The following is a 25472-nucleotide window of genomic DNA, read 5'->3' as shown; positions in this document are numbered from 1 at the left end:
CCCGCGCCGCCCTTCGCCCGCGCCGCCCTTCACCCGCGCCGCCCTTCGCCCGCGCCGCCCTTCACCCGCGCCGCCCTTCGCCCGCGCCGCCCTCCGCGGGCCGTGCGGCCGCGCTCCGTCGTCCGATCGGCGGTCAGTTCGTCCGGAGCGCCGCGGTCACCAGGTCGAGCACGACGATGGCGCCGGCCTTGTCGAGCGGGTTGTTGCCGTTGCCGCACTTCGGCGACTGCACGCAGGAGGGGCAGCCGGTCGGGCAGCCGCACCCGGCGATCGCGGCGCGGGTGGCCCCGAGCCACTCGGCCAGCACCCCGTGCCCGCGTTCGGCGAGGCCCGCGCCGCCGGGATGCCCGTCGTGGACGAACACCGTGGGCAGGCCGGTCTGGGGGTGCAGGGCCGTCGACATGCCGCCGATGTCCCAGCGGTCGCAGATCGCGAAGAGCGGCAGCAGCCCGATCGCGGCGTGTTCGGCGGCGTGCAGCGCGCCGGGGATGCGGGCGGGGGTGATGCCGGCGTCGGCGAGGGCGGCGTCGTCGATCGTGTACCAGACGGCGCGGGTCTCGAGGGTCTGCTCGGGCATGTCGAGGGGCACGGTCTCGAGGATCCTGCCGTCGGGGGCGCGGCGCTGGTAGCCGACGACCTGCGTGGTCACGCACGTCTCCCCGAAGCTCACGGTGACGGGACCGTGCTCGGAGCGGCACAGCTCGCCGACGATCTCGACGTCGGCGGTGGAGCGGGCGTCGGTGCGCCAGTCGGGGGTCTCGGCGTGGACGAGGGCGAGGCCGGCGTCGAGGTCGAGGGACTCGACGACGTAGCTCTCGCCGCGGTGCAGGTACACGGCGCCGGGGTGCGCGGTGGCGGGTGCGGAGCCGGCGTCGACGGTGCCGAGCATCCGCCCGGTGCCGGACTCGACGAGCGCGATCTGCCCGAGCCCGGAGCCGCGGATGTCGACGGACCCTGCGGGCATGTCCTGTGTCGACGGCCAGAACCAGCCGGTGGGCCGTTTGCGCAGGACGCCGTCGTCGACCAGCTCGTCGAGCACGCCCGCCGCCGGGGTCCCGGCGAAGGCGCCGTCGGCTTCGAGGTCGGCCGACGTGAGAGGCAGTTCGGCTGCGGCGCAGGCGAGGTGCGGGCCGAGGACGTAGGGGTTGGTGGGGTCGAGGACGCAGCGTTCGACGGGGGCGCCGAGCAGCGCGTCGGGGTGGTGGACGAGGTAGGTGTCCATGGGGTCGTCGCGGGCGACGAGGACGACGAGTGATTCCTCGGCGGCGCGCCCGGCGCGACCTGCCTGCTGCCAGAAGGAGGCGCGGGTGCCGGGGAACCCGGCGACGACGACGGCGTCGAGCCCGGCGATGTCCATGCCGAGTTCGAGGGCGTTGGTGCTGGCGACGCCGAGGAGCTGCCCGCGGGCGAGGGCGGACTCGAGCTCGCGGCGTTCCTCGGGGAGGTAGCCGCCGCGGTAGGACTCGACGCGGGAGCAGAGGTCGGGGGCGGCGTCGGCGAGCAGGCGGCGGGCGCCGATGGCGGTGAGCTCGGCGCCGCGTCGGGAGCGGACGAAGGCGAGGGTGCGGGCGCCTTCGACGACGAGGTCGGCGAGCATCCGGGACGCCTCGGCCCCGGCGGGGCGGCGGACAGGCGCGAGGTTCTCGCCCGTGAGCTCGGGCAGCAGGGGCGGTTCCCAGAGCGCGACGGTGCGGGCGGAGCGGGGCGATCCGTCGTCGGTGATGGCGGTGACGTCGCGGCCGGTGAGCACTGTCGCGAAGGGTCCCGGGTCGGCGACGGTGGCGGAGGCGAGCACGATCGTGGGCCGGGAGCCGTAGCGGGCGGCGACGCGCAGGAGCCGGCGCAGCAGCAGGGCGACGTGGGAGCCGAAGACGCCGCGGTAGGTGTGGCACTCGTCGACGACGACGTAGCTGAGCCTGCGCAGGAAGGTCGCCCAGCTCGCGTGCCGGGGCAGGATCGAGCGGTGCAGCATGTCGGGGTTGCTGTGGATCCAGCGGGCGTTGCGGCGGGCCCAGTCGCGTTCCTCGGCGGGGGTGTCGCCGTCGACGCAGGTGGCGCGGACGTCGGGGATGGCGAGGGCGTCGAGGGCGCGGAGCTGGTCGGCGGCGAGCGCCTTGGTCGGTGAGAGGTAGAGGGCGGTGGCGCGCCGGTCGGTGGCGAACCGGGTGAGTACGGGCAGCTGGTAGACCAGCGACTTCCCGGACGCGGTGCCGGTGGCGACGACGACGTCGCGGCCGGCGTGGGCGAGTTCGGCGCCGTCGACCTGGTGCGACCAGGGTTGCGCGACTCCGCGTGCCTGCAGCGCGGCGACGATCTCGGGGGGCACCCACGAGGGCCACGCAACGGGCCGGCCGTGGCGTTCGTCGAGGCGGACGCTGTGGCGCAGGGGGCAGAGCGGGTCGCCGATGTCGGCCTCGGCCCCGGCGAGGACCCGCCCGAGCAGCCGGTCGCCGCGCCCGGGTGCGGCACCGGACGGGGTCCCGGCGGGAGCGGTGGGGGACGCGTCAGTCACCGACACGAGCGTCTCCCTCCCGGTCGCCGTGCTGCGGCGATCCCGTCGAGGTTGACACACGGGACCGACAGCGCGGCGGAGGCGCCCCGAATTGCGGCCGTGACCAGAGGAAACCCGATCTTGTGATCGAACCGTTACCACATCTGTGGCGTCCGACAACCCATAGAGGTGGAGATCACCATGCCCACTTACACTGCCAACGCTCGGGATCGCTTTCACCAGCGATGACCGGGTTGTGACGCCAGGGATGTCGTCGTCAGTCAGCGTTCCTGGCACCAGTGTCCGCACGATCCAGGAGAACGCATGCCCTCGTCCACCCTCGCGGCGATCGATCTCGCCGCGGGCGACCGCGTCATCGTCGGCGTCGTCGCGGTGGTCGCGCTCGCAGCCCTGGCCATCGGCTTCGTCCTGCTCAAGGAGGTCCTGGCTGCCGGCCAGGGCACCGAGAAGATGCAGGAGATCGGCCGAGCGGTCCAGGAAGGTGCCGCGGCTTACCTCAACCGCCAGTTCCGCACGCTCGGCATTTTTGTCGTGATCGTGTTCGTCCTGCTCTTCGCGCTCCCCGCGAACGGCTGGGGTGAACGCATCGGTCGCTCCCTCTTCTTCATCGTCGGCGCGGTCTTCTCCGCGACGATCGGTTATCTCGGCATGTGGCTGGCCACCCGGGCCAACATCCGGGTCGCCTCGGCGGCGCGCGAGGAGGGCGGGCGCGAGAAGGCGACCCGCATCGCGTTCCGTACCGGTGGCGTCGTCGGCATGTTCACCGTCGGTCTCGGTCTGTTCGGCGCCTCGATCGTCGTGCTGGCCTACGCGGGCGAGGCCCCGAAGGTCCTGGAGGGCTTCGGGTTCGGCGCCGCGCTGCTCGCGATGTTCATGCGTGTCGGTGGCGGCATCTTCACCAAAGCGGCCGATGTCGGCGCCGACCTGGTCGGCAAGGTCGAGCAGGGCATTCCCGAGGACGACCCCCGCAACGCGGCGACGATCGCCGACAACGTGGGCGACAACGTCGGTGACTGCGCGGGCATGGCCGCCGACCTGTTCGAGTCCTACGCGGTCACGCTGGTCGCGGCCCTGATCCTGGGCAGCGCGGCGTTCGGCCTGCAGGGTCTGCTGTTCCCGCTGATCGTCCCGGCGATCGGTGTCATCACCGCCGTCATCGGCGTGTACATCACGCGGGCCAGGCCCAACGAGGGCGGCCTGAAGGCGATCAACCGCAGCTTCTACATCTCGGCGCTGATCTCCGCGGTCCTGTGTGTCATCGCGGCGTACCTGTACCTGCCGGGTTCGTTCGGCCAGCTCGGCAGCAACGGCACGGGCACGCCCACCGACGCCGGCGTCGTCGCGGCCATGGCGGGGTCCGACCCGCGCCTGATCGCGTCGATCGCGGTGATCATCGGCATCGTGCTCGCGGGCATCATCCTGTGGCTGACCGGCTACTTCACCGGCACCGAGGACAAGCCCGTCAAGACCGTCGGCGAGTCGTCGCTGACCGGCTCGGCCACGGTCATCCTGGCCGGCATCTCGATCGGTTTCGAGTCGGCCGTGTACACCGCGATCGTGATCGGCGCGGCCGTGTTCGGCGCGTTCGCGCTGGCGACGGCGTCGATCACGGTGGCGCTGTTCGCGGTTGCGCTGGCCGGTACGGGTCTGCTCACCACGGTCGGCGTCATCGTCGCGATGGACACCTTCGGTCCGGTCTCGGACAACGCGCAGGGCATCGCGGAGATGTCGGGCGACGTGGAGGGCGACGGCGTCGGCATCCTCACCGAGCTCGACGCGGTCGGCAACACGACGAAGGCGATCACCAAGGGCATCGCGATCGCCACGGCGGTGCTCGCGGCGACGGCGCTGTTCGGGTCGTACCGCGACGCGATCACGCAGGCGGTGGGCGACATCAACGTCGCCTCCAACACGGCGTTCAGCTTCGAGGTGTTCTCCCCCAACACGTTGGTCGGTGTGATCATCGGTGCGGCGGTCGTGTTCATGTTCTCGGGCCTGGCGATCAACGCCGTGACCCGCGCGGCCGGCGCCATCGTGTTCGAGGTGCGGCGGCAGTTCCGCAACGACCCCGGGATCATGGCGGGGACGAGCCGGCCGGAGTACGGCCGCGTCGTCGACATCTGCACCCGTGACTCGCTGCGCGAGCTGGCCACGCCCGGTCTGCTGGCGATCTTCGCGCCGATCGCGGTCGGCTTCGGTCTCGGTGTCGGCCCGCTGGCCGGCTACCTGGCCGGCGCGATCGCGTGCGGCACCCTGATGGCGATCTTCCTCGCCAACTCGGGTGGCGCGTGGGACAACGCGAAGAAGCTCGTCGAGGACGGCAACCACGGCGGCAAGGGCTCGCCCGCGCACGAGGCGACGATCATCGGTGACACCGTCGGTGACCCGTTCAAGGACACCGCCGGCCCGGCCATCAACCCGCTGATCAAGGTCATGAACCTGGTCTCGGTGCTCATCGCGCCCGCCATCGTGGTGTTCACGGTGGGCGACTCGGCGAGCCCGGCGCTGCGCATCGTCATCGCGCTGGTCGCGCTGGCGATCATCGTCGCGGCGGTGGCCGTGTCGAAGCGTCGGTCGACGACCATCTCCGACACCCCGGTGGAGGAGCAGGTCGGCTAGTCCGCCCCGCGTCACCGCAGGTCACGACGAAGGCCATCCGCCCGCACGTTCGGGTGGGTGGCCTTCGCCGTGTCCGGGGTGTCCCAGTAATGTCCGTGCGCCCGCGGCGCACCGAGCGTCGGAGCTCCCCGGAGGGTGGCGATGCGTCGTTCGAGGTCAGGTGCCTCGGTGCGACTGCGCGCGCCCTCGCTCCGCTGCGTTGCGCCGCCACGTCCCACGAGAGAACCGGAGCATTCAGTGCGCCGTACCCCCCGATCCCTCAAGGTCTCGCTGGTCGCCCTCGCGGCGGCGGCGACAACCGTCCTCGCCGGCTGCGGCGGCCCGAGCGACGCCGACGTCGCGTGGGCCGACGGCCTGTGCGGCTCGATCACGACGTTCACCGACGCGGTGAAGACGCAGCCGACGTTCGACCAGTCGAACCCGGACTCCGCGATCCAGGGCCTCGAGGACTACCTGGGCACGGCGAGCACGGCCGTCCAGGGCTCGATCGACTCGATGGACAAGCTGGGCCCGTCGCCGATCGACGGCGGCGACCAGGTCGTCACCCAGCTGAAGACGACGCTGACCTCGGTGAAGTCGTCGTTCGACCAGGCTCGCCAGAAGCTCGACGGCGTGGACACGAGCGACCCGACGGCGATCACCGGCGCGCTGACCGAGGCCCTGAGCCCGCTGCAGGAGCTGTCGAAGATCGACACGAGCGGGCTGAACGGCAACGCGGACATCAACGCCGCCGCGTCGAAGGCGGCCAACTGCCAGAAGCTGCAGCAGCAGAACGGCTGACGCACCGGTCGACGGGCGGGCCGGGACTCCCCCGGCCCGCCCGTCCCGCGTGTGGGGGAGACTGGCGGGCGGAGTGCCGCCGCTCGACCCGTCAGGAGCCACGCATGCCGCGCCGCCCCAGGCCGTTCCGCGCCGCCGTCGCGCTCGTCGCGCTGGCGTTCACGCTGCTGGTCGGGGGGTGTTCCTCGGTCGTGACCGGGACGGCGTCGGCCGATCCGGCGCCGCGGCCGACGGAGGGCGTCGGCGCCGACCCGGTGGCGTGGATGGACAAGGTGTGCGGCTCGTTCCAGCCGATGCTCGACGCGTCGCAGAAGGTCCCGGACCTGGCCAACGCGAACGACCTGCCGACGATCAAGAAGTCGTTCAGCGACTACCTGGGCACGGTGGTGGCCGGGGTGCAGCAGTCACGCACGCAGCTCAAGGACGCCGGGAAGTCGCCGGTGTCGGGTGGCGACGAGGTGGTCGGCCGCATCGACGGCCTGTACGGCCAGTTCGAGACCAGCCTGACCGAGGCGAAGACGAAGGTCGACGCCGTCGATCCCAACAACGCGGCGGCGTTCCAGGCGGCACTGACCGACGCGACGAACTCGCTGACCAAGCTGTCGCAGTCCGGTGGCGGGCTGGGCGACACGAAGCCGTTCGTCCGGCTCAACCGTGCGGCGGACGCGGCGCCGAACTGCCAGAAGCTCGGGGCGCGCTGACGCGGACGCCGTCCGGCGACGCGCGGTGGCGGTCCGGCGTGCCGGACCACTGTTGATCGAACACATGTTCTACCGTGCGGGCCGTGGCTCAGCTGTCGCTGTTCTCCGCGGAGGCCCGGCCGGTGCGGCGCACCGACCTGGCCGGGCTACTGTGCGGCCCGGGCCGGATCGTGCGGTTCGGCAGTGGGACGACGGCGCGGCTGAGCATCGACGTCGCCGACGCGGTGCGGGCCCGCGCGGTGCGGGCGGCGGCCGCGGCGGTGGGCCTGCGCCTGGAGGCGGAGCCGGCCGAGGACGGCACGGTGTCGCTGCGCTCGGCGTTCCGGTGCGACCTGGTGTCGCTGGCGCTGGCGTGGAGCCGCGACGACGCCAAGCACGTCCCGGACGACCTGCAGCTCGACGGGTCGGTCCTGCGGCTGTGGGCGCTGGCCTCGGGCCGGGCCGACATGCGCGGCGGGTACCTGCTGGCCCTGGACCCGGAGGCGCCGCACACCCATCGCCCCCTCGTCGCGGCGGCGTACCGTGCGGGGGTCTCTCCGGCGCGGGTCGGCACCGACGACGCCCCGGCGTTGCGGATCTCCGGCGCGGCCCGGGTCCGCAGGCTCGTGGAGCTCGTGGGGCCGGTCCCGGAGCGGGTCCCGGCGGCCGACTGGCCGCGGTCGTGGGGCCGTGGCTTGTGATCGCTGTTGACGGCCTGGTTACGCTCCCGTCCGTCACGGGGCATCACGACGTGACAGATGCAACACGCCCGGTGAATGTGCGAACGTGGCGAACGGTGCTGGTGTTGTAGAGATACTGGCCTGCCCGGCTCCCCGGCACGGGGACGGGCGATCGAGCAGCCGACGGCGACCCGGAAAGACGGGTTGACCGGCGACGATGGAGTAGGACCAAGTGGCAACCCGAACGACGCGTTCGAAGGCCGGAGCCGACGAGGGCTCCGCAGCAGCTGCGGGTGGCAGCCGTCGCGGCGGCACCCCGACGACTGCGGCCTCGGGGCGTCCCACCAGGCGGTTGGTGATCGTCGAGTCGCCGACGAAGGCGAAGAAGATCGCCCCCTACCTGGGCAAGGACTACATCGTCGAGTCGTCCGTGGGGCACATCCGTGACCTCCCCCGCGGCGCGGCCGACGTGCCGGCCAAGTACAAGGGCGAGTCGTGGGCCCGGCTGGGCGTCGACGTCGACAACCAGTTCCAGCCGCTCTACATCGTGACGCCGGAGAAGAAGAGCAAGGTCTCCGAGCTGCGCGACGCGCTCAAGTCGGTCGACGAGCTCCTGCTCGCGACGGACCCCGACCGCGAGGGCGAGGCCATCGCCTGGCACCTGCTCGACACCCTGAAGCCGACGGTGCCGGTCCGCCGGATGGTCTTCCACGAGATCACCGAGTCGGCCATCCTCGCGGCGGCCGAGAACCTGCGCGACCTCGACCAGGACCTGGTCGACGCGCAGGAGACGCGGCGCATCCTCGACCGGCTCTACGGCTACGAGGTCTCCCCCGTGCTGTGGAAGAAGGTCATGCCGAAGCTGTCGGCGGGCCGGGTTCAGTCGGTGGCGACGCGGCTGATCGTGCAGCGCGAGCGGGAGCGGATGGCGTTCGTCTCCGCCTCGTACTGGGACATCGCCGCCACCCTCGATGCGGGCGCCGAGGCCACCCCGCGCACGTTCGGGGCGCGCCTGGTCGCGATCGACGGCAACCGGGTTGCCACGGGCCGCGACTTCGGGGCCGACGGCAAGCTGAAGTCGGACGCGGTCGCGCTCGACGAGGCCGGTGCGCGCCGGCTGGCGGAGGCGCTCGACGGGGTCGGGCTGACGGTCTCGTCGGTCGAGTCGAAGCCGTACACCCGCAAGCCCTACGCACCGTTCATGACGTCGACGCTGCAGCAGGAGGCGGGCCGCAAGCTGCGGTTCTCCGCCGAGCGCACGATGCGCACCGCGCAGCGACTGTACGAGAACGGCTACATCACCTACATGCGTACCGACTCGACGACGCTGTCGGCGTCGGCGATCGACGCGGCCCGGGCGCAGGCCCGCGAGCTCTACGGCGACGCCTACGTGTCGCCGCAGCCGCGGCAGTACACCCGCAAGGTCAAGAACGCGCAGGAGGCCCACGAGGCGATCCGGCCGTCGGGTGAGACGTTCCGCACACCCGGGGAGATCGCCCGGGAGGTCGACGGCGACGACTTCCGCCTCTACGAGCTGATCTGGCAGCGCACCGTCGCCTCGCAGATGGCCGACGCGCGGGGCACGACGATGAGCGTGCGGATCGTCGGCACCGCTGCGACGGGCGAGGAGGCGACGTTCGCCGCCTCGGGTCGCACGATCACGTTCCCCGGCTTCCTGAAGGCCTACGTCGAGACCCTCGAGGAGGGCAGCGACGGCCAGGCCGACGACGCCGAGTCGCGGCTGCCCAACCTCACCGAGGGCGCCGACGTCACCGCCACCGAGCTGAACCCCGACGGGCACTCGACGAACCCGCCGGCCCGCTTCACCGAGCCGAGCCTGGTCAAGCAGCTCGAGGAGCTGGGCATCGGCCGGCCGTCGACGTACGCGTCGATCATCAAGACGATCCAGGACCGCGGCTACGTGTGGAAGAAGGGCTCCGCCCTCGTCCCGTCGTGGGTGGCGTTCTCGGTCATCGGGCTGCTGGAGCACCATTTCGGCCGCCTCGTCGACTACGACTTCACCGCCGCGATGGAGGACGAGCTCGACGCCATCGCGTCGGGCAACGACTCCCGCACGGCGTGGCTCAACGGCTTCTACTTCGGTGCCGCGCAGGGCTCCGAGGGATCGGTGGCGCGCGCCGGTGGGCTGAAGAAGCTCGTCGGGGTGAACCTCGAGGAGATCGACGCCCGCGTGGTCAACTCGATCCCCATGTTCACCGACGCCGAGGGGCGCGACGTCGTGGTGCGCGTCGGCCGGTACGGGCCGTACCTGGAGCGGATGGTCGACGAGGCCTCGCAGCGCGCCAACCTCCCCGAGGACCTGCCCCCGGACGAGCTGACCGCCGAGATCGCCGAGCAGCTGTTCTCGGTGCCGCAGGAGGGCCGCTCGCTGGGCACCGACCCGGTGACGGGGCACGAGATCGTCGCCAAGGAGGGCCGTTTCGGCCCGTACGTGACGGAGATCCTGCCCGAGCCGGAGGCACCGGCCGAGGGCACCACCGGCCGGAAGAAGGCGCCGGCCAAGCCGAAGCCGCGCACCGGGTCGCTGCTCAAGACGATGAACGTCGAGTCCGTGACGCTCGACGACGCGCTGCGGCTGCTGTCGCTGCCGCGGCTGGTCGGCACCGACCCGGAGAGCGGCGACGAGATCACCGCGCAGAACGGCCGCTACGGCCCCTACCTGAAGAAGGGGACGGACTCGCGGTCGCTCACCGACGAGGAGCAGATGTTCACCGTCACCCTCGAGGAGGCGCTGGAGATCTACAAGCAGCCCAAGCAGCGGGGGCGGCGCACGGCCGCGGCCACGCCGCCGCTGCGCGAGCTGGGCAACGACTCCGCAACGGGCAAGCCGATGGTGATCAAGGACGGCCGCTTCGGCCCCTACGTCACCGACGGCGAGACCAACGCGTCGCTGCGCAAGGGCGACAGCGTCGAGGAGATCACCGACGAGCGCGCGTCGGAGCTGCTGGCCGACCGTCGCGCGAAGGCGCCCGTCAAGAAGGCGCCCGCGAAGAAGGCCCCCGCCCGTCGGACGGCGGCCGCCTCGAAGACGACGACCACGAAGAAGGCGCCGGCCCGCAAGGCCCCGACTCCGAAGTAGCTCAGGCGAGCAGGGCCTTCACGGCGGCGGCCACCCGGCCGCCGTCGGCCCGGCCCGCGGCGGCGGCGTTGGCCTTCTTCATGACCTGGCCCATCTGCCGCTGGCCGGGCGCGCTCCCCAGCTCGGCCTCGGTCTCGGCGACGGCGGCGGCCGCGATGACGGCCAGCTCGTCGTCGGTGAGCTGGGTGGGCAGGTAGCCGGCCAGGACCTCGCCCTCGGCGATCTCCTGCGCCGCGAGCTCGGCCCGCCCGGCGGCGGAGAACGCCTCGGCCGACTCGGCGCGCTTCTTCGCCTCCTTGGCGATGACCTTGAGCACCTCGTCGTCACTGAGCTCGCGGGCCTCGGTGCCGGCGACCTCGGCGTTGCCGATCGCGGTCAGCGTCATCCGGAGGGTGCCCTTGACCAAATCGTCGCGAGCCTTCATGGCAGCCGTCAGGTCGTCACGGAGGCGCTGCTTGAGTTCGCTCACGGGCGTGAACGTACCCTGGCGGTGTGAAGAGCTGGGCGCGAGTCGCACTCGGAGCGACGTCGACCGGGGCCGCGACGCTCGCCTACGCGGCGGGTGTGGAGCGGCGACGCTGGACGTTGCGGGAGGCCTCGCTGCCGGTGCTGGCGCCGGGTTCGCGCCCGGTCCGCATCCTGCACGTGTCCGACCTGCACATGACGCCGGGCCAGTCGTCGAAGCAGCGGTGGGTCGCCGAGCTGGCGTCGCTGGAGCCGGACCTCGTCGTCAACACCGGCGACAACCTGGCGCACCCGCGTGCCGTGCCCAGCGTGCTGGCGGCGTTGAACCCGCTGCTGGAGCGGCCGGGTCTGTTCGTGTTCGGCAGCAACGACTACTTCGGCCCCACGCCCAAGAACCCGGCCCGCTACCTGGGCCGCAACGAGAAGCGCAGCCACGGCGACCCGCTGCCCTGGCGCGACCTGCGCGCGGCGCTCGTCGAGCGCGGCTGGGACGACGCCACGCACAACCGGGTGCCGTTGACGATCGACGGCGTGCGGATCAGCGCCGCGGGTGTCGACGACCCGCACCTGGGGCTCGACCGCTACCCGCGGATCGCGGGCCGGGTCGACGACGCCGACCTCCGCCTGGGCCTCACCCACTCGCCGGAGCCGCGGGTGCTCGACGGGTTCGCCGCCGACGGCACCGACCTCGTCCTCGCCGGCCACACGCACGGCGGGCAGCTGCGGATGCCGGGTGTCGGCGCGATCGTCACCAACTGCGGGATCGACCGCTCCCGCGCCCGCGGCGCCTCGCGCTGGGGGGCGCACACCTGGTTGCACGTGTCGGCCGGTCTGGGCACCTCGCCGTGGGCCCCGGTGCGCTTCGCGTGCCCGCCGGAAGCCTCGTTGCTGACGCTCGTCGCGCGTCCCACCGGCCGTGTCGCGCAACAGGGAACCCCCGCGTCGGCGGCTGTGGACGTCGGGTAGAGTTCACGACGGCTCGCAGGAAGTTCGCGGGCAATCGGGGTGTGGCGCAGCTTGGTAGCGCGCTTCGTTCGGGACGAAGAGGTCGCAGGTTCAAATCCTGTCACCCCGACCACATGAAGGCCCAGGTCAGTCGACCTGGGCCTTCGTTCGTTCCCGGAGTTCCCGGCGCTCGGCCGGGTGCGTGTGGACCAGGTAGCGCGGGGCGGTGCGCCAGCCCTCGGGCGTGTGATCCAGGAGCAGGACACTTCGTGCGTCGCGCCACACCGGGCGATGTCTTGACCTTGACACAGTGTCAAGGTCTGGACTGAGGTCGAGGAGGTGGTCCCCATGACCCCCGAGCAGACCGTCGCGCAGACCCCCGCGCAGGCCCTTCGCAGGGTGCTGGAGCACGCCGACGCGTCCGTGCGGCTGCGTGCGGTGATGGCGGCGGGCACGACCCCGGACCCGGGGCACGTGACGACGTTAGTCGCCCGGTGCGCGGTCGAGCCCGACTTCTCGGTACGCGAGCTGCTCACGTGGGCCCTGACCCGGCACCCGGCGTCGGCGACGGTGCCGCTGGTCGTGGACGAGCTGCGGTCGCCGCGGGCGCAGGCGCGCAGCCAGGCACTGCACACCCTGTCGAAGATCAGGGACGGGAGCGCGTGGCCCGCGATCACGGGTGCGTTGCTCACCGACCCCGACGACGAGGTGGCCCGCGCCGCCTGGCGTGCCGCGGTGGTGCTGGTGCCCGACGACGAGCGGGGTGAGCTGGCCCGGGTGCTGGTCACGCAGCTCGGGCGCGGCGACCGGGAGGTGCAGCTGAGCCTGAGCCGGGCGTTGATCGGGCTCGGCGAGGTGATGCTGCCGGTCCTCGACCAGGCGGCCTCCGACCCGCGGATGCGGCCGCACGCCGTCGCCACACGACGGTTGTGGCTCGACCCCGACGCGGGGTTCGAGCTCGCGGTCGAGGAGGCGAAGCGGGTGGTGGCGCTCGGTGACACGGCGGTGGAGGTGTGACGGTCGGTGTTGATCGGTGACGTGGCCCGTCGGTCGGGGGTCAGTGCGCGGATGTTGCGGCACTACGACGCCCTCGGCCTCGCGCGGCCGACGGGCCGCACCGGAGCCGGTTACCGGGAGTACTCCGAGGCCGACATCCGGCGGATCCTGCACATCGAGATCCTGCGGTCGCTCGGCCTGTCGCTGCGTGAGGTGGGCCGGGCGCTCGACGAGCCGGGGTTCACGCCCTCGGACCTGGTCGACGATCTCGTGGTGCGGACCCGGGAGCGGATCGCGCGGGAGACGGAGCTGCTGACGCGGCTGCGCCGGATCAGCGCGGCCGAGCCCGTCGGTTGGGAGGAGGTGCTGCAGGTCATCGCGCTGTTGCAGGGGCTGGGGTCCGACAGCGCGGGGCGCCGCCAGCGGGCCGCCCTGTCCGCCGACGACGTCGCCGTCCCCGTGGAGGCACTGGTCGAGGCGGCGTTGAGCGAGACCGACCCGAACGTCGCCGGTGCCCTGCGGTGGGCGTTGGAGCGGTCTGGGACGGGTGGGCTCGCGCTGCTGGCCGACGCCCTGTCCTCCCCCGATTCCGACGTGCGCAGGCGGGCGGTCGAGGCCGTCGCCGAGCTGCCCGACGAGGCCGCGACGCCGGTGCTGCGCGGGGCCCTGGCGAGCGACGACCTCGTCGTCCGCCGGCGTGCCGCGCTCCTGCTGGGGAGCCGCGGAGTCGCCGGGACCGCACCGACGCTCGTCGACATGATCGTGGCGGGGGTCGACGACGTCGACGCCGCCGACGCGCTGAGCATCCTTGCGGCCGAGCCGACCGAACGCGCCGAGCCGACCGAGTGGGCCGAGCCGACCGAACGCGCCGAGCCGACCGAGCCTGCGGAGGCGACCGAGTGGGCCGGGCCGGCCGAGCCGGGGGCCGCCGACGAGATCGCCACGATGCTCGTCGACCGGCTCGCCGACGAGGGCCTCGACGCGGCCACCCGGCGTCGGCTGACGCAGGCGTTCGCGGGGATTCCGGGTCCCGTGGCGTCGCATGCGCTGGCCGAGCTCGTGGCCGACGACGACCCCGGGGTGGCGGCCACTGCGACATACGTGTCGACTCTGCGTGACACGGAGTGATCGCCGCCACGATCACCCGGTCGCCCGCTCCGCCTCCACCCCGTTTTCCTGGGACGCTGGCTGTGTGACCTCCCGAGATCTATCCGTGTTCGTCGGCGTGGCCGCACGGAGACCTCAGCTCGTCGGCGCCGTCGCTCCCAGCGGTCGCCGGCTCGCGGACGCTCTGGCCACGGTCGTCCCCCGCACGGGCTCCCCGTTCGTCGCGGAACTCGGGCCCGGGTCGGGGACGGTCAGCCGTGCCGTCGCCCGGCGCCTCCCCGGTGACGGCCGGCATCTCGCGGTCGAGATCGACGAGGGCTTCGCCCGCCACCTGCGGCAGTGCTTCCCCGACACCGAGATCGTGCACGGCGACGCCGCCGACCTGCGTACCATCGTCGACGCCCCGGTCGACGCCGTGGTCAGCGGGCTGCCGTGGTCGCTGTTCGACGAGAGCCGCCAGCGCACCATCCTCGGCGCGGTGCGCGACGTCCTCGCCCGCGACGGCGCCTTCACGACGTTCGCGTACCGGCACGCGGCGGGCCTGTCGGGGGCACGCCGGTTCCGTCGGCTGCTCGACGAGTACTTCGACGAGGTCGTCGACGGCCGCACGGTGTGGCGGAACCTGCCGCCGGCGGGGGTCCTGTTGTGCCGCAGGCCGATCCGCGCGGCGACCGCACGCTCAGCTGTCGGCGACCCGGACGCGTCGGGGCAGCAGCACCGGAGTGGCCAGCAGCAGCACCCCCGCTGCGGCGATCGCGACGCGCGGCCCGGTCACGGCGGCCAGTAGACCGCCCAGGGCGGTGACGGCGGCGATGGCCGCCTTCGTCGACACCGACCACGCGGTGAGCGCGCGCACGACGCTTTCGTCGGGGAGCAGCCGCAGCCGCGTCGTCGCCAGCACCGGGTTGAACAGTCCCGCGCACCCGACCAGGCAGAACTGCACCGCGATCACCAGCACGATCCCCCACGGCCCGGCCGGCACGAACGCGATCACCCCCGACCACACTGCCCGCAGCGTGCCGCCGACGCGCAGCACCGCCGGCTCCCCGAACCGCTCCACGAGCCGCCTCGACATCCGGGCACCGACGAGCCCGCCGACGCACGGCGCCCCGAACGCCAGCGCGTACTGCCACGGCGCGAACCCCAGCTCCCCCAGCATGAGCACGGCGGCGAGCGGCGCCGTCGCCATGATCAGCGAGTTGACGGCGACGACGTTGAGCAGCAACGGCCGCAGCACCGGGTGCGCCAGCAGGACCCGCCAGCCGTCGACGAGATCGCGCGGCCGGACCTTCGGGGCCGCGATCGTGGGCTCCCGCGCAACGGGCCCGATCCGCCGGACCCATGCCGCCGAGGCCAGGAAGCTCACGGCGTTGGCGACGACCGTCGTCACCGGGCCCAGCACACCGACGGCGAACCCGCCCAACGGCGGCCCGACCGCGGTGGCGACCCACGTGGTCGACTCGAACCGCCCGTTCGCGACGAGCAGGTCGCCCGGCGCGACCACCGTCTTGAGGAACGCCCCGCTCGCGGCGGTGAAGGCGATGTCGGCGGCCGCGACGACCACCGCGACGAGCAGCAGCTGCGGCACGGCGAGCCATCCGAGCAGGTAGGCGACCGGGACCGTCGCCAGCGCGGCGAACCGCACGAGGTCGGCGCCGATCATCACCGGCCGCGGCCGCCGTACGGCGACGAACGGCCCTGTCAACGTGGCCAGCACCGCCCCCGCCGCCGGGCCCGCCGCGGCCAGCAGCGACACCTCCACCGGCCCGGTGTGCAGGACGAGGATCGCGATCAGCGGGAACGCGTCGAACGCGAGCCACGTCCCTGCCGCGCTGGTGGCGAACGCCGCCCACAGGAGGCGGAACCTCCGCCCCGGCCCGCGCTCCACCCGCAGAGCTTCCCCCGGGGCCCCGACAGTTCGGCACCCCAGGCCGAAGCTCGTCGAGTTCGACGTCAGGGTTCTCCCGGCCGCCGATTTCGACCCTCACGTCGAACTCAACCGCCTGATCGGTCGAACCGCACGTGCGTGACCTTCTCCGAGGCCACCAGCTCGGTGCAGACGTACCCGTCGGAGTCGACGCCGTCGAGCAGGCGCGCGCCGCGGCCGAACAGGACGGGGACGACGGCCAGGTGCATGGTGTCGACGTGCCCGGCCTGCAGGTACTGCCGGATCGTCGCGGCGCCGCCCCCGATGCGGATGTCGGCGTCCCCGGCGGCGGCGCGGGCCTGTGCGAGGGCGTCCTCGATGCCGCCGGTGACGAAGTGGAAGGTGGTGCCGCCCTTCATCTCGACGGGTTCACGCTCGTGGTGGGTGAGCACGAAGACGGGGTGGTGGTAGACGGGGTCGTCGCCCCACCAGCCGGTCCACGACTCGTCGCCCCAGCCGCCGCGGACGGGGCCGAACATGTTGCGCCCCATGATGGTGGCGCCGACGCCCGCGGCCGCGGCGATCGCGACACCGTCGTCGACACCCGTGGTGCCGCCCTCCTCGCCGACCATCGAACGGAAGGTGCGGGTCGGGTAGAACCACTCGTGCAGGCGGGCACCGCCGACGCCGAGGGGCGCGTCGAGGCTCTGGTCGGGGCCCGCCATGTAGCCGTCGAGGGAGACGGCGACGCTCACGCGCAGCTTTCCGGTCATCGGGTCCTCCAGGATTTCGTCGGGATCACCATCAGGTCGGAGCCCTCACGAACTTCTCGACACACGGGGCGGAAAAGATGTCGAGCGCCGGGCAGCGGCTCCGACCATCCTGTGTGACGCGCCCCGACGGGGGGCGCGGCCGACCGCGAGGAGCGATCGTCGTGAAGTACATGCTGCTGATCCACAACCGTCCCGGCTTCGTCGAGGAGCTCACCGAGAACGAGCGCACGGAGCTGTTCGGCGAGGTCGACCGGATCATGGGCGAGCTGACGGAGACGGGTGAGCTGGTGGGCGGGCAGGCGCTGGCCGACCCGTCGACGGCCGTCACGATCCGGGGTGTCGACGGCCGCCCGGCGGTGACGGACGGGCCGTTCGCGGAGAGCAAGGAGCAGTTCGCGGGGTACGTGGAGGTGGACTGCGCGTCGCGGGAGCGGGCGGTGGAGATCGCGTCGTCGTGGCCCGACGTCCGGTTCGGTGGCGGGGTGCTGGAGGTGCGCGCGGTCATGCACGACTCCGGGGCGGAGATGTGACGTCGCGCGTCGTCGAGGACCTGCTGCGCGGCCTGGCGCCGCAGGTCCTCGGCACGCTCGTGCGCCGCCACGGGCAGTTCGACGCGTGCGAGGACGCGGTGCAGGAGGCGTTGCTGGCGGCGGCGACGCAGTGGCCGGGACAGGGGGTGCCGGACAAGCCGCACGCGTGGCTGCTGACCGTCGCGACGCGACGACTCGCCGACGAGTGGCGCAGCGAGAGCGCGCGCCGGGCCCGGGAGGACGCGGTGGTGGCGCTGGAGGCCGCCGTCCCGCCCGGCGAGGCCGGCCCGGACGACGACACGTTGCGGCTGCTGTTCCTGTGCTGTCATCCGGAGCTGTCGGGTCCGTCGCAGGTGGCGTTGACGCTGCGGGCCGTCGGCGGGTTGACGACGGCGGAGATCGCGGCGGCGTTCCTGGTGCCGGAGGCGACGATGGCGCAGCGGATCAGCCGGGGGAAGCAGCGGATCAGGGCGGCGGGCGCCCGGTTCACGATGCCGCCGCCGGCGGAGCGCGCGGCGCGGCTGGCAGCGGTCATGCAGGTGCTGTACCTGGTGTTCAATGAGGGGTACACGGCGTCGGCCGGCCCGTCGTTGCAACGCACCGACCTCACGACGGAGGCGGTGCGGCTGGCGCGGGAGCTGCGGCGGGCGACACCGGACGAGGGCGAGTCGGCGGGACTGCTGGCGTTGATGCTGCTCACGGATGCGCGGCGGGCGGCGCGGACGGATGCGTCGGGTGCGCTGGTGCCGTTGGCGGATCAGGACCGGTCGCGGTGGGACGCGACGATGATCGAGGAGGGTGTCGCGCTGGTGACCGAGGCGTTGACGTGGCATCCGCCGGGCCCGTACCTGGTGCAGGCGGCGATCGCGGCGGTGCACGACGAGGCGGCCCGTGCGCAGGACACGGACTGGCGCCAGATCGTCGCGCTGTACGGGGTGCTGGCCAGGGTGGAGCCGAACCCGATGGTCACGTTGAACCGGGCGGTGGCCGTCGCGATGGCCGACGGGCCGCTGGCGGGTCTCGACGTGCTCGACACGTTGCGGTCCGACGGCCGAATGGCCGCGCACCATCGGCTGCACGCCGTCCGGGCGCACCTGTTGGAGATGGCGGGCGCGCACGACGAGGCCCGGGCCGCCTACCGGGAGGCGGCCCGGCTCACGACGAGCCTGCCGGAGCGGCGCTACCTGGAGTCCCGCGCCGTCCGGACCGGTCGTGAGCGGCGATAGTCGCTATAGCGACTATCGCCGCTCACAGGCGGACTTCCCGCAGGTCGAGGCGCATGCAACAGCGGGGCCGGCGGTCGAGACCGCGGCGGGTCTCCTCGGCGCGCAGTGCGGCGAGACCGGGGGTGATCTCGTCGTCGGTGAGTACCCGGAAGCCGCGGCGCCGGTAGTAGGGCCCGTTCCAGGGCACGTCGACGTAGGTCGTGAGGGTGACGGCCGAGAGCCCGGCGGCGAGGGCGCGTTCGGAGTTGTCGTCGAGCAGGGCGCGCCCGACGCGCAGTCCGATGTGGACGGGGTCGACGGACACCTGTTCGATGTGGGCGCAGTCGTCGACGACCTCCGACTGCAGGTAGCCCGCGACCCGGCCGTCGATGTCGACGACACGGACGACGCCGGCGACGACGAACCTCAGCATCTCGTCCGTCGACGGCGCCGGGTCGTCGGCCACGAAGGACATCCCGATCTCGCGGAACCGTTCCCCGGCGGCGTTCTCGATCGCGATGAGCTGTTCGACGTCGGCGGGCCGGGCGGGTCGGACGCTGTGCTCGGACACGTCCGGACGATACCCAGCCGCGAATGTGTACGGGCGTCTGAGACGGACGTTAGGGTGATCATGTGGGTCATCGCGAGGAACTGTTGGCGGGCGCCCAGGAATGCCTGCACGACAAGGGATGGGGCCGCACGTCGGCACGCGACGTCGTCGCCGCGTCGGGCACGAACCTCGCCTCGATCGGCTACCACTTCGGCTCCAAGGACGCCCTGCTGGCCGCCGCCCTGGTGGCGTCGACGGCGCAGTGCGCGGAGGCGGTCGACCAGGCCCTGACCGACGACACACCCGCCGCTCCGGCCGCGGATCCGCTCGACCGGTTCGAGCGGACGTGGGAACGCGTCGTCGAGCGCGTGGCCCGCGACGAGCGGATGACGACGGCGACGGTGGAGGCGCTGGCCCAGGCGCCGCGGGTGCCGCAGGTGCGCTCGGCGCTCGCCGCCGCGGCGGACCTCACCCGCGAGGACCTGGCACTGACCTTCCACGCCACGGGTGACGACGAAGAACGCACCCGGGTGCTGGGCGCGTTCTACCAGTCGTTGCTGCTGGGGACGCTGGTGCAGTGGGCGGTCGACCCGTCCGCCGCGCCGACGGGACGCGACCTGGCGGAGGCGTTGCGCATGATCGTCGACGACTCGACGAGCTGACGCCGCGCGGTGGTCAGGAGCGCGGGCGCCCGATCCCGGCGACGTAGATCACCCCGAGCACGACGATCGGGATGACCGTCCACACGAACCACGGGTAGATGAGCTCGCCGTTCGTGACGCTCACGATCCCCCAGACGACGACGTTCACCGCCACGACGCTCGTGAAGACGATCGCGAGAATCCGCATCGCGGTACCGCCGCCGGTGTCGGAGAAGATCGCGCGCGGCGTCGCCGGCGTCCGACGGGCGGGAGCGGGCGCGGGTGCGTCGGGGACGTCGGGCAGGTCGGCGGTGACGAGGGCGAGGTCGCCGCGGGTCTTGCCCGCCCACACGGCCTGGACCCGCTCGTCGTACTCCCCGATGTCGAGCAGGCCTGCCCCTGGGCGCGCAGGAGCATGTCCTGCACCGCTCTGCGCTCGGCGTCGGACACCCGGATCCGGTCACTGGGGACGGGCTCGTTCACGACGGCCATCGTGCCACGACCCGCGGCGGCCGTGCCCCGACGTGCGCCCGTGGGCCGCACCCGGTGCCACGGGCTGCCGGTGACCCGGCAGGATCGGGGCGTGCATCCCGACGCCGCCGTCCCCGACAGGCTCTTCGACGACGACGCCCGCGAGCAGCGCTGGCGCGCCCGGTTCACCGCGGTCCGGATGTCCCGGCCGGAGTGGGCCGAGGACGCGCCGGACCGCTGCGTCTACACGTCCAACGCGGGCGGCACCACCGAGGTGCACACCTGGGATCGCGCCACCGACCTGCACCGCAAGGTCACCAGCCGCCCCGCCGGGACCCACTCGGCCACGCTGCCGCCCGACGGCGAGCATGTCTGGTGGTTCGACGACACCGACGGCGACGAGTTCGGCCGCTGGGTCAGCGAGCCCTTCGCCGGGCTGCCCGCGGGCGACCGGCCGGCCGACGCGATCCCCGGCGTCGAGGACGGCTACCCCGCGGGCCTGGAGATCGGCCGCACGCTGGTCGCGGCAGGCACGTCGACCGACGACGGCAGCCGGATCTGGCTGCACCGCAACGGTTCCTCCGGGCCCGCCGAGATCGTGTACGAGTCGTCGGAGGACGCGGGGGTGGGCGCCCTGTCCGAGGACGAGACGCTGCTCGCGGTCAGCCACTCCGAGCACGGCGACTCACGCCACCCCGACCTGCGGGTGCACCGCACGTCCGACGGTGCGGCGGTCGCGGAGAAGTCCGACGGCCCCGGTCTCGGGCTCACGCCGCTCGTGTTCAGCCCCGTCCCCGGCGACCAGCGGCTCCTGCTGCTGCACGAGCGCCGCGGCCGCGAGGAGCTGCTGATCTGGGACGTCGCCGCGGACACCGAGACCGAGATCGTCCTCGACCTGCCGGGCGAGGTCGTCGCCGACTTCTATCCCGACGCGGCCGCGCTGCTGGTGTGGCACACCCACGCCGGCCGAGTCCGGCTGTTCCGCCACGACCTGGCCGACGGCACCCTCACCGAGCTGCCCACCGCGCCCGGCACCGTCGGGTCCGCCGAGGTGCGCCCCGACGGGACCGTCGAGTACACGGCGTCGTCGGCGGCCGAGGCGGCGACGATCCGCGCCCTGCACCCCGACGGCACCGACCGTGTGCTGGTCGCCCCGCCCGGTGAGCGACCGCCCGGCTCGGTCCCGGTGCGCGACGTGTGGGTCGACGGCCCCGGCGGGAAGGTGCACGCGCTCGTCGCCGAACCGGAGGGCGACGGCCCGCACCCGACGGTGTTCAGCCTGCACGGCGGCCCCCACCACGCCGACGAGGACCGGTTCAGCGCGATGCGCGCGGCGTGGGTCGACGCCGGGTTCTGCGTCGTCGAGGTCAACTACCGCGGCTCGACGGGCTACGGCTCGGCGTGGCGCGACGCCATCGAGGGCCGGCCCGGCCCGACGGAGCTGGAGGACGTCGCCGCCGTCCACGACTGGGCTGTCTCGTCGGGGACGGCCGACCCGGCGCGGATCGTCGTCGAAGGCTGGTCGTGGGGCGGGTTCCTCGCACTCCTCGCGGCCGGCACGCAGCCGGACCGGTGGGCGGCGGCGATCGGCGGCGTTCCCGTCGCCGACTACGTCGCCGCGTTCGAGGACGAGATGGAACAGCTGCGCGCGTTCGACCGCGCCCTGTTCGGCGGCTCCCCCGACGAGGTCCTCGACCGCTACCGGCTCGCGTCACCGCTGACCTACGTCGGCGACGTCCGCGCGCCCGTGCTCGTCCTCGCCGGTGAGAACGACCCGCGCTGCCCGATCCGCCAGATCGACAACTACCTCGACGCGCTGGCCACCCGCGGCGACCTGCCCTACGAGGTCAGCCGGTTCGACGCCGGGCACGGCTCGCTCGTCGTCGAGATGACGATCCGCCACGTCGCCACGGAGATCGACTTCGCCCGCCGGGCCCTCGCCGGAGTCCGCCCGGGGTGACGTCACCCCGGTGTAGCCCACCGGAAACATCCGCCACCCACGATGGAGACGCCTGAGGGGGTGGACGACGTGACGCTGTGGCGCGTGCACGTGGAGCTCGAGGACAGGCCGGGGCGGCTCGGCGAGCTGGCGACGGTCGTGGGTGGCGCGGGTTGCGACATCGTCGCGCTGCACGTCGTCGGTGAGCCTGCCGACGACGGCGCGGTGACCGACGAGCTGCTCGTGAAGGTCCCGGACGGTGTGGAGGCGGGCGAGCTCGTCGAGGCGGTCGGGTCGGCGGGCATCCCGTGCACGCTGCTCGTGCGTGCCAACGCCACCGAGCTGTCCGACCCGGCGACGACGGCGCTCGCCCTGGCCCGCATGGTCGCCGCCGACCCGGGCAGCGCGCCCCGGGCGGTCGCGACGATGCTGCGGGCCCGGCTCGTCGCACCCGACGCACCCGGGCACCCGCACACCCACACGCTGCGCGTCGGCACCCAGCAGGTGCGGCTGGGGCGGGCGTGGCCGTTCACCGCGACCGAGCTGTCGCGGGCGGCGGCGCTGCTGGAGCTGGCGTCGCAGCTCGACCTCGCCGCGCCCGCCCGCACGCCCACCGACGACCGCGTCCTGCTGCTGCGCGACGGCACCGAGACCCTGCTGCGCGCCGCGTCGCCCGACGACGCGCTGCTGGTCGCGGCCCTGCACGCGCGCTGCTCGCCGGAGACCCGGCTGGCCCGGTTCGGCCACCCGTCGCCGCAGCTCGCGCCGGGTCTGCTGCAGGCGGTGCTGGCCGGGGAGAACGGCGGCCGCTCGGCGGTCGCGACGACGATCGACGGCGGCAGCGTCGTCGGCCTCGTGACGCTCGAGGACAGCGGCGGCGAGGCGATGTTCACCGTCGTCGTCGAGGACGGCTGGCAGGGCCGCGGGCTCGGGACGTCGCTGGTGCGCAGGGCCGTCGAGCTCGCGCTGGCCGCGGGCGCCGACACCCTCGCCGCGTCGGCACCGGGTGGAGACATGCGGCTCACGCGGCTGCTGCGCCGCGCGGGGCTGCGGCCGACGGCACGGTTCGTCGGCGACGCCCTCGTCGTGTCGGCGCCGTTGGTGACCGCCGCCGTGGCGGGCTGACCCCGGGCTCAGCCCAGCAGGTCGAGCACCTTCTCCGGCGGCCTGCCGACGACGGCCCGGTCGCCCAGGACGACGATCGGCCGCTCGACGAGGATCGGGTTGGCCGCCATGGCGTCGAGCAGCGCGTCGCGGTCGGCGTCGGCCAGACCCAGCTCGCGGTACACGGCCTCACCGGTGCGGACGATCGCCCGCGGGTCGTCGGTCCCGAGCTTGCGCAGGACGTCCTCGAGGTCGGTACGGGTGGGGGCGTCGTCGAGGTAGCGCACGACGTCGGCCTCGACGCCGTGCTCGGCGAGCAGGGCGAGCGCGCCGCGGCTCTTGGAGCAGCGCGGGTTGTGCCAGACGACGGGCCGGTCTTCGGAGGTCACGGACCGGATCGTAGGCGCACGGTCAGCGCCGGGCACGACCACCGACACCGACCTCGCGGTCCGCGCCCCGGCACGACGCGCACAGCCCGCGGAAGACCACGACCGCCGCCTCGACCCGGTAACCGGCGGCGTGGGCCGGGTCGAGGTGGGCGGCGATGCCCGGGACCTGATCGACGTGCGCGGTCTCGCCGCATTCCCGACACACCAACCGGTGACGCTCCATGCGCACGGCTTACCAGGGCTCGCCCCCGGACGTGGTCTCCGTCTCAGATAGAGACCAGCGGCCGCTGTTCGGTGCGTCAGGCGACGGTGCGTCAGGCGTCGGGGAGGAAGACCTCCTCCAGCACGAACGTCTCGATGTCGAGGACGAACCCGCGGACCGTCGTGTCCGGGTGCAGGAACGGGTCGTGGCGCAGCTGGGCCATGTCCCTGCGCACACTCGTCATGGGGTCGCTGAACGCGTGGGTCCGCCACGCCGGTCGCATCCCGGTCTCCGCCGCCAGCGACTCCGAGAAGTCCTCGTCGGTGAAGGTCGAGAGGCCGCAGCCGCCGTGCTGGACGAGCAGGACGTCACGCGTGCCGAGCTGCCGCTGACTGATCGTCAACGACCGGATCGTGTCGTCGGTCACGACACCGCCGGCATTGCGGAGCACGTGAACCTCACCCAGCTGGAGACCGAACAGGGTGAACGTGTCGATGCGCGAGTCCATGCACGTCACGAGCGCCGTCTTGAGCGCGGGCGGGACGGCCACACCCTCTGCCGCAGCCGCGGCGAGCCTGCCGCCACCCGCCTGGTACCGCTTGATCATTTCGTCGCTGCTCACGAACCGTAACGTTATCGGTGACGGGGCGATCGCGCGTTAGCGTGTGGGGTGCACGGCACCGGCCCCCGCTCGTCCGAGCGCCCGCGAGGAGGTTGCGTGAGCGCGACCGACGCCCCGGTGGTGGCTCCCGAGCCCGCCCGCGTCGCCACGCTGCTCGCACCGGCCGCGATCTACCTCGCCGTGCGTCTCGTCGGCGTCCTGGCGCTGGTGTGGCTGTCGCTGACGTACGGCGTCTCGCCCGTCGACCGGCTCCGCGCCTGGGACGGCGACTGGATGCTCGCCATCGCGCAGTACGGCTACAGCGGCGTCCCCGAGAGGATGCTCGACGGGCACGGCCGCCACACCCCGTTCACCGCGCTCGCGTTCTTCCCCGGCTACCCGATGACGATCACGGTCGTCGCGCCGCTGCTCGGCGGCAACGAGGTCGCCGCGGCGCTCGTCGTGTCGTTGCTGGCCGGGATCGCGGCCGCCTACGGGCTGACCCGGATCGGGGAGCTCGTCCCGGGCGGGTCGCGCCGCGTCGGCCTGCTGTTGACGGCGCTGTTCGCGGCCGCGCCCATGGCCGTCACCCTCAACATGGCGTACACGGAGGCGCTGTTCTGTGCGCTGGCCGCGTGGTCGCTGGTCGGGCTGCTGCAGCGGCGCTGGCTGCTCGCCGGGGTGATGTGCGGGCTGGCCGGGCTCGTCCGGCCGACGTCGGAGGCGCTCGTGCTCGCCGTCGTCGTGGCGGCGGTCGTCGCGCTCGTGATGCGCCGCGACGGCTGGCGTCCCGTCGCGGGGGCGCTGCTGTCGGTCGCCGGCGTCGCCGGGTACCTGGTCTTCGTCGCGGTCCGCACGGGTGAGCTGACCGGCTGGTTCACCGTCCAGAGCACGGGTTGGGACGGCGGCGTCGACGGCGGCGTCGCCAGCGTCAGGTTCATCGTCGCGACGCTGACCAGCCGCGACGCCGCACTCATGTACTACGTGTCGGCGGTCGTCCTGATCGGCGTGCTCGTCCTGTTCGGACTGTCGGTCGCCGCCCGGTTGCCGGTGCCGCTGCTGGTCTACGGCGGCGCGGTCGTCGCGACGGTGTGGCTGTCGTCGGGCGTGATGGCCTCGCGGCCGCGGCTGCTGCTGCCCGCGTTCGTGCTGCTCCTGCCGATCGCCCTGGGCCTGGCCAAACGGCGCCCCGCGACGGCGGTGTCCGTCGTCGTGGTGGCGGCGCTGGCCTCGGCCTGGTTCGGGGCGTACTCGCTCACGGTGTGGCGGTACGCGATCTGAGACCCCTGTGAGTGGCGATGGTCGCTATAGCGACC

At 73.2% G+C, this 25472-nt stretch carries 24 protein-coding genes and 1 tRNA gene; 16 read left to right on the top strand and 9 right to left on the bottom strand.

The features are described 5' to 3' along the window. Window positions 1–133 precede the first annotated feature (133 nt). On the bottom strand, window positions 134–2518 hold the full coding sequence (sftH, locus tag PSU4_RS12950) for a DEAD/DEAH box helicase (RefSeq protein WP_147107084.1): 2385 nt from the start codon (window positions 2516–2518) through the stop codon (window positions 134–136). A 297-nt stretch (window positions 2519–2815) separates the two neighbouring features. Between sftH and PSU4_RS12945 the strand changes: the two genes are divergently transcribed. The 5 genes from PSU4_RS12945 to topA all read left to right on the top strand — a co-directional run bounded on the left by PSU4_RS12945 (window position 2816) and on the right by topA (window position 10371). Then, the gene (locus PSU4_RS12945) at window positions 2816–5131 is read left to right on the top strand and encodes a sodium-translocating pyrophosphatase (RefSeq protein WP_147107081.1); all 2316 of its coding nucleotides are present in this window, start codon (window positions 2816–2818) and stop codon (window positions 5129–5131) included. Window positions 5132–5368: 237 nt separating this feature from the next. Further along, window positions 5369–5911: a hypothetical protein gene (locus PSU4_RS12940; protein ID WP_147107077.1), complete on the top strand. Its 543-nt coding sequence runs from the start codon at window positions 5369–5371 to the stop codon at window positions 5909–5911. A 104-nt stretch (window positions 5912–6015) separates the two neighbouring features. After that, on the top strand, window positions 6016–6612 hold the full coding sequence (locus PSU4_RS12935) for a hypothetical protein (RefSeq protein WP_147107074.1): 597 nt from the start codon (window positions 6016–6018) through the stop codon (window positions 6610–6612). Between the two features lie 83 nt (window positions 6613–6695). Then, the gene (locus PSU4_RS12930) at window positions 6696–7292 is read left to right on the top strand and encodes a hypothetical protein (RefSeq protein ID WP_147107071.1); all 597 of its coding nucleotides are present in this window, start codon (window positions 6696–6698) and stop codon (window positions 7290–7292) included. Window positions 7293–7503: 211 nt separating this feature from the next. Then, complete coding sequence (gene topA, locus PSU4_RS12925) at window positions 7504–10371, top strand: type I DNA topoisomerase (RefSeq protein ID WP_379579171.1); 2868 nt, start codon at window positions 7504–7506, stop codon at window positions 10369–10371. 1 nt (window position 10372) lies between these two features. Here the strand turns inward: topA and PSU4_RS12920 are convergent, their stop codons facing one another. Then, a complete protein-coding gene (locus PSU4_RS12920; protein ID WP_147107066.1) occupies window positions 10373–10840 on the bottom strand; it encodes a GatB/YqeY domain-containing protein in 468 nt (155 codons plus the stop codon). 23 nt (window positions 10841–10863) lie between these two features. Between PSU4_RS12920 and PSU4_RS12915 the strand changes: the two genes are divergently transcribed. The 5 genes from PSU4_RS12915 to PSU4_RS12895 all read left to right on the top strand — a co-directional run bounded on the left by PSU4_RS12915 (window position 10864) and on the right by PSU4_RS12895 (window position 14671). Continuing rightward, window positions 10864–11802 (top strand): metallophosphoesterase, encoded by a 939-nt coding sequence (locus PSU4_RS12915; protein ID WP_147107063.1) that lies wholly within the window; start codon window positions 10864–10866, stop codon window positions 11800–11802. 35 nt (window positions 11803–11837) lie between these two features. Further along, a tRNA-Pro gene (locus tag PSU4_RS12910) sits at window positions 11838–11914 on the top strand. Between the two features lie 215 nt (window positions 11915–12129). Next, entirely contained in the window at window positions 12130–12798 is a 669-nt protein-coding gene (locus tag PSU4_RS12905) for a HEAT repeat domain-containing protein (RefSeq protein WP_147107061.1), read from the top strand. A gap of 6 nt (window positions 12799–12804) precedes the next feature. Beyond that, entirely contained in the window at window positions 12805–13905 is a 1101-nt protein-coding gene (locus PSU4_RS12900) for a MerR family transcriptional regulator (RefSeq protein ID WP_147107058.1), read from the top strand. A 64-nt stretch (window positions 13906–13969) separates the two neighbouring features. Further along, entirely contained in the window at window positions 13970–14671 is a 702-nt protein-coding gene (locus PSU4_RS12895) for a class I SAM-dependent methyltransferase (protein WP_307724784.1), read from the top strand. Here the strand turns inward: PSU4_RS12895 and PSU4_RS12890 are convergent. Continuing rightward, window positions 14564–15778 carry an MFS transporter gene (locus PSU4_RS12890; protein WP_147107052.1) on the bottom strand — a complete coding sequence of 405 codons (1215 nt, stop codon included), beginning with the start codon at window positions 15776–15778 and terminating at the stop codon, window positions 14564–14566. The two genes, PSU4_RS12895 and PSU4_RS12890, sit on opposite strands and share 108 nt — an antisense overlap. 101 nt (window positions 15779–15879) lie before the next feature. Then, entirely contained in the window at window positions 15880–16524 is a 645-nt protein-coding gene (locus tag PSU4_RS12885; protein ID WP_147107049.1) for a dihydrofolate reductase family protein, read from the bottom strand. A 170-nt stretch (window positions 16525–16694) separates the two neighbouring features. Here PSU4_RS12885 and PSU4_RS12880 point away from each other — a divergent pair, with 170 nt between their 5' ends. Together PSU4_RS12880 and PSU4_RS12875 are read left to right on the top strand one after the other, a co-directional pair. Further along, window positions 16695–17054: a YciI family protein gene (locus PSU4_RS12880; protein WP_246115089.1), complete on the top strand. Its 360-nt coding sequence runs from the start codon at window positions 16695–16697 to the stop codon at window positions 17052–17054. Next, window positions 17051–18280 carry an RNA polymerase sigma factor gene (locus PSU4_RS12875; RefSeq protein ID WP_147107043.1) on the top strand — a complete coding sequence of 410 codons (1230 nt, stop codon included), beginning with the start codon at window positions 17051–17053 and terminating at the stop codon, window positions 18278–18280. Before PSU4_RS12880 ends, PSU4_RS12875 begins: the two co-directional genes overlap by 4 nt. A 22-nt stretch (window positions 18281–18302) precedes the next feature. On the opposite strand, the gene PSU4_RS12870 is transcribed toward PSU4_RS12875, so the two are convergent. Beyond that, complete coding sequence (locus PSU4_RS12870; RefSeq protein WP_246115084.1) at window positions 18303–18830, bottom strand: GNAT family N-acetyltransferase; 528 nt, start codon at window positions 18828–18830, stop codon at window positions 18303–18305. 62 nt (window positions 18831–18892) lie between these two features. Here PSU4_RS12870 and PSU4_RS12865 point away from each other — a divergent pair, with 62 nt between their 5' ends. Then, window positions 18893–19471: a TetR family transcriptional regulator gene (locus PSU4_RS12865; protein WP_147107040.1), complete on the top strand. Its 579-nt coding sequence runs from the start codon at window positions 18893–18895 to the stop codon at window positions 19469–19471. Between the two features lie 13 nt (window positions 19472–19484). Here PSU4_RS12865 and PSU4_RS12860 read toward each other — a convergent pair whose 3' ends face one another. After that, complete coding sequence (locus PSU4_RS12860; protein WP_147107037.1) at window positions 19485–19841, bottom strand: DUF1707 SHOCT-like domain-containing protein; 357 nt, start codon at window positions 19839–19841, stop codon at window positions 19485–19487. A 192-nt stretch (window positions 19842–20033) separates the two neighbouring features. Between PSU4_RS12860 and PSU4_RS12855 the strand changes: the two genes are divergently transcribed. After that, a complete protein-coding gene (locus PSU4_RS12855) occupies window positions 20034–21881 on the top strand; it encodes an alpha/beta hydrolase family protein (RefSeq protein WP_246115082.1) in 1848 nt (615 codons plus the stop codon). Between the two features lie 42 nt (window positions 21882–21923). Beyond that, a complete protein-coding gene (locus tag PSU4_RS12850; protein WP_147107031.1) occupies window positions 21924–22985 on the top strand; it encodes a GNAT family N-acetyltransferase in 1062 nt (353 codons plus the stop codon). Between the two features lie 8 nt (window positions 22986–22993). Here the strand turns inward: PSU4_RS12850 and arsC are convergent, their stop codons facing one another. The 3 genes from arsC to PSU4_RS12835 all read right to left on the bottom strand — a co-directional run bounded on the left by arsC (window position 22994) and on the right by PSU4_RS12835 (window position 24177). Next, window positions 22994–23353: an arsenate reductase (glutaredoxin) gene (arsC, locus tag PSU4_RS12845; RefSeq protein WP_147107028.1), complete on the bottom strand. Its 360-nt coding sequence runs from the start codon at window positions 23351–23353 to the stop codon at window positions 22994–22996. Between the two features lie 22 nt (window positions 23354–23375). Then, complete coding sequence (locus tag PSU4_RS12840) at window positions 23376–23576, bottom strand: hypothetical protein (RefSeq protein WP_147107025.1); 201 nt, start codon at window positions 23574–23576, stop codon at window positions 23376–23378. A gap of 91 nt (window positions 23577–23667) precedes the next feature. Beyond that, the gene (locus tag PSU4_RS12835) at window positions 23668–24177 is read right to left on the bottom strand and encodes a beta-class carbonic anhydrase (RefSeq protein WP_147107021.1); all 510 of its coding nucleotides are present in this window, start codon (window positions 24175–24177) and stop codon (window positions 23668–23670) included. Between the two features lie 96 nt (window positions 24178–24273). Here PSU4_RS12835 and PSU4_RS12830 point away from each other — a divergent pair, with 96 nt between their 5' ends. Next, window positions 24274–25437 carry a glycosyltransferase 87 family protein gene (locus tag PSU4_RS12830; RefSeq protein ID WP_147107018.1) on the top strand — a complete coding sequence of 388 codons (1164 nt, stop codon included), beginning with the start codon at window positions 24274–24276 and terminating at the stop codon, window positions 25435–25437. The last annotated feature ends 35 nt before the right edge of the window (window positions 25438–25472 follow it).

The sequence above is a fragment of the Pseudonocardia sulfidoxydans NBRC 16205 genome (genome assembly GCF_007989085.1).
Taxonomy (GTDB): domain Bacteria; phylum Actinomycetota; class Actinomycetes; order Mycobacteriales; family Pseudonocardiaceae; genus Pseudonocardia; species Pseudonocardia sulfidoxydans.
Note: the sequence above shows the minus strand (reverse complement) of the source record. Positions and strands in the feature narration are given on the sequence as shown.

Bases quoted from the DNA above. Each gene is read 5' to 3' on its own strand.
- PSU4_RS12945 (WP_147107081.1), top strand. From the start codon at position 2,816: ATGCCCTCGTCCACCCTCGCGGCGATCGATCTCGCCGCGGGCGACCGC.
- PSU4_RS12935 (WP_147107074.1), top strand. From the start codon at position 6,016: ATGCCGCGCCGCCCCAGGCCGTTCCGCGCCGCCGTCGCGCTCGTCGCG.
- PSU4_RS12905 (WP_147107061.1), top strand. From the start codon at position 12,130: ATGACCCCCGAGCAGACCGTCGCGCAGACCCCCGCGCAGGCCCTTCGC.
- PSU4_RS12885 (WP_147107049.1), bottom strand. From the start codon at position 16,524: ATGACCGGAAAGCTGCGCGTGAGCGTCGCCGTCTCCCTCGACGGCTAC.
- PSU4_RS12880 (WP_246115089.1), top strand. From the start codon at position 16,695: ATGCTGCTGATCCACAACCGTCCCGGCTTCGTCGAGGAGCTCACCGAG.
- PSU4_RS12850 (WP_147107031.1), top strand. From the start codon at position 21,924: ATGGAGACGCCTGAGGGGGTGGACGACGTGACGCTGTGGCGCGTGCAC.
- PSU4_RS12840 (WP_147107025.1), bottom strand. From the start codon at position 23,576: ATGGAGCGTCACCGGTTGGTGTGTCGGGAATGCGGCGAGACCGCGCAC.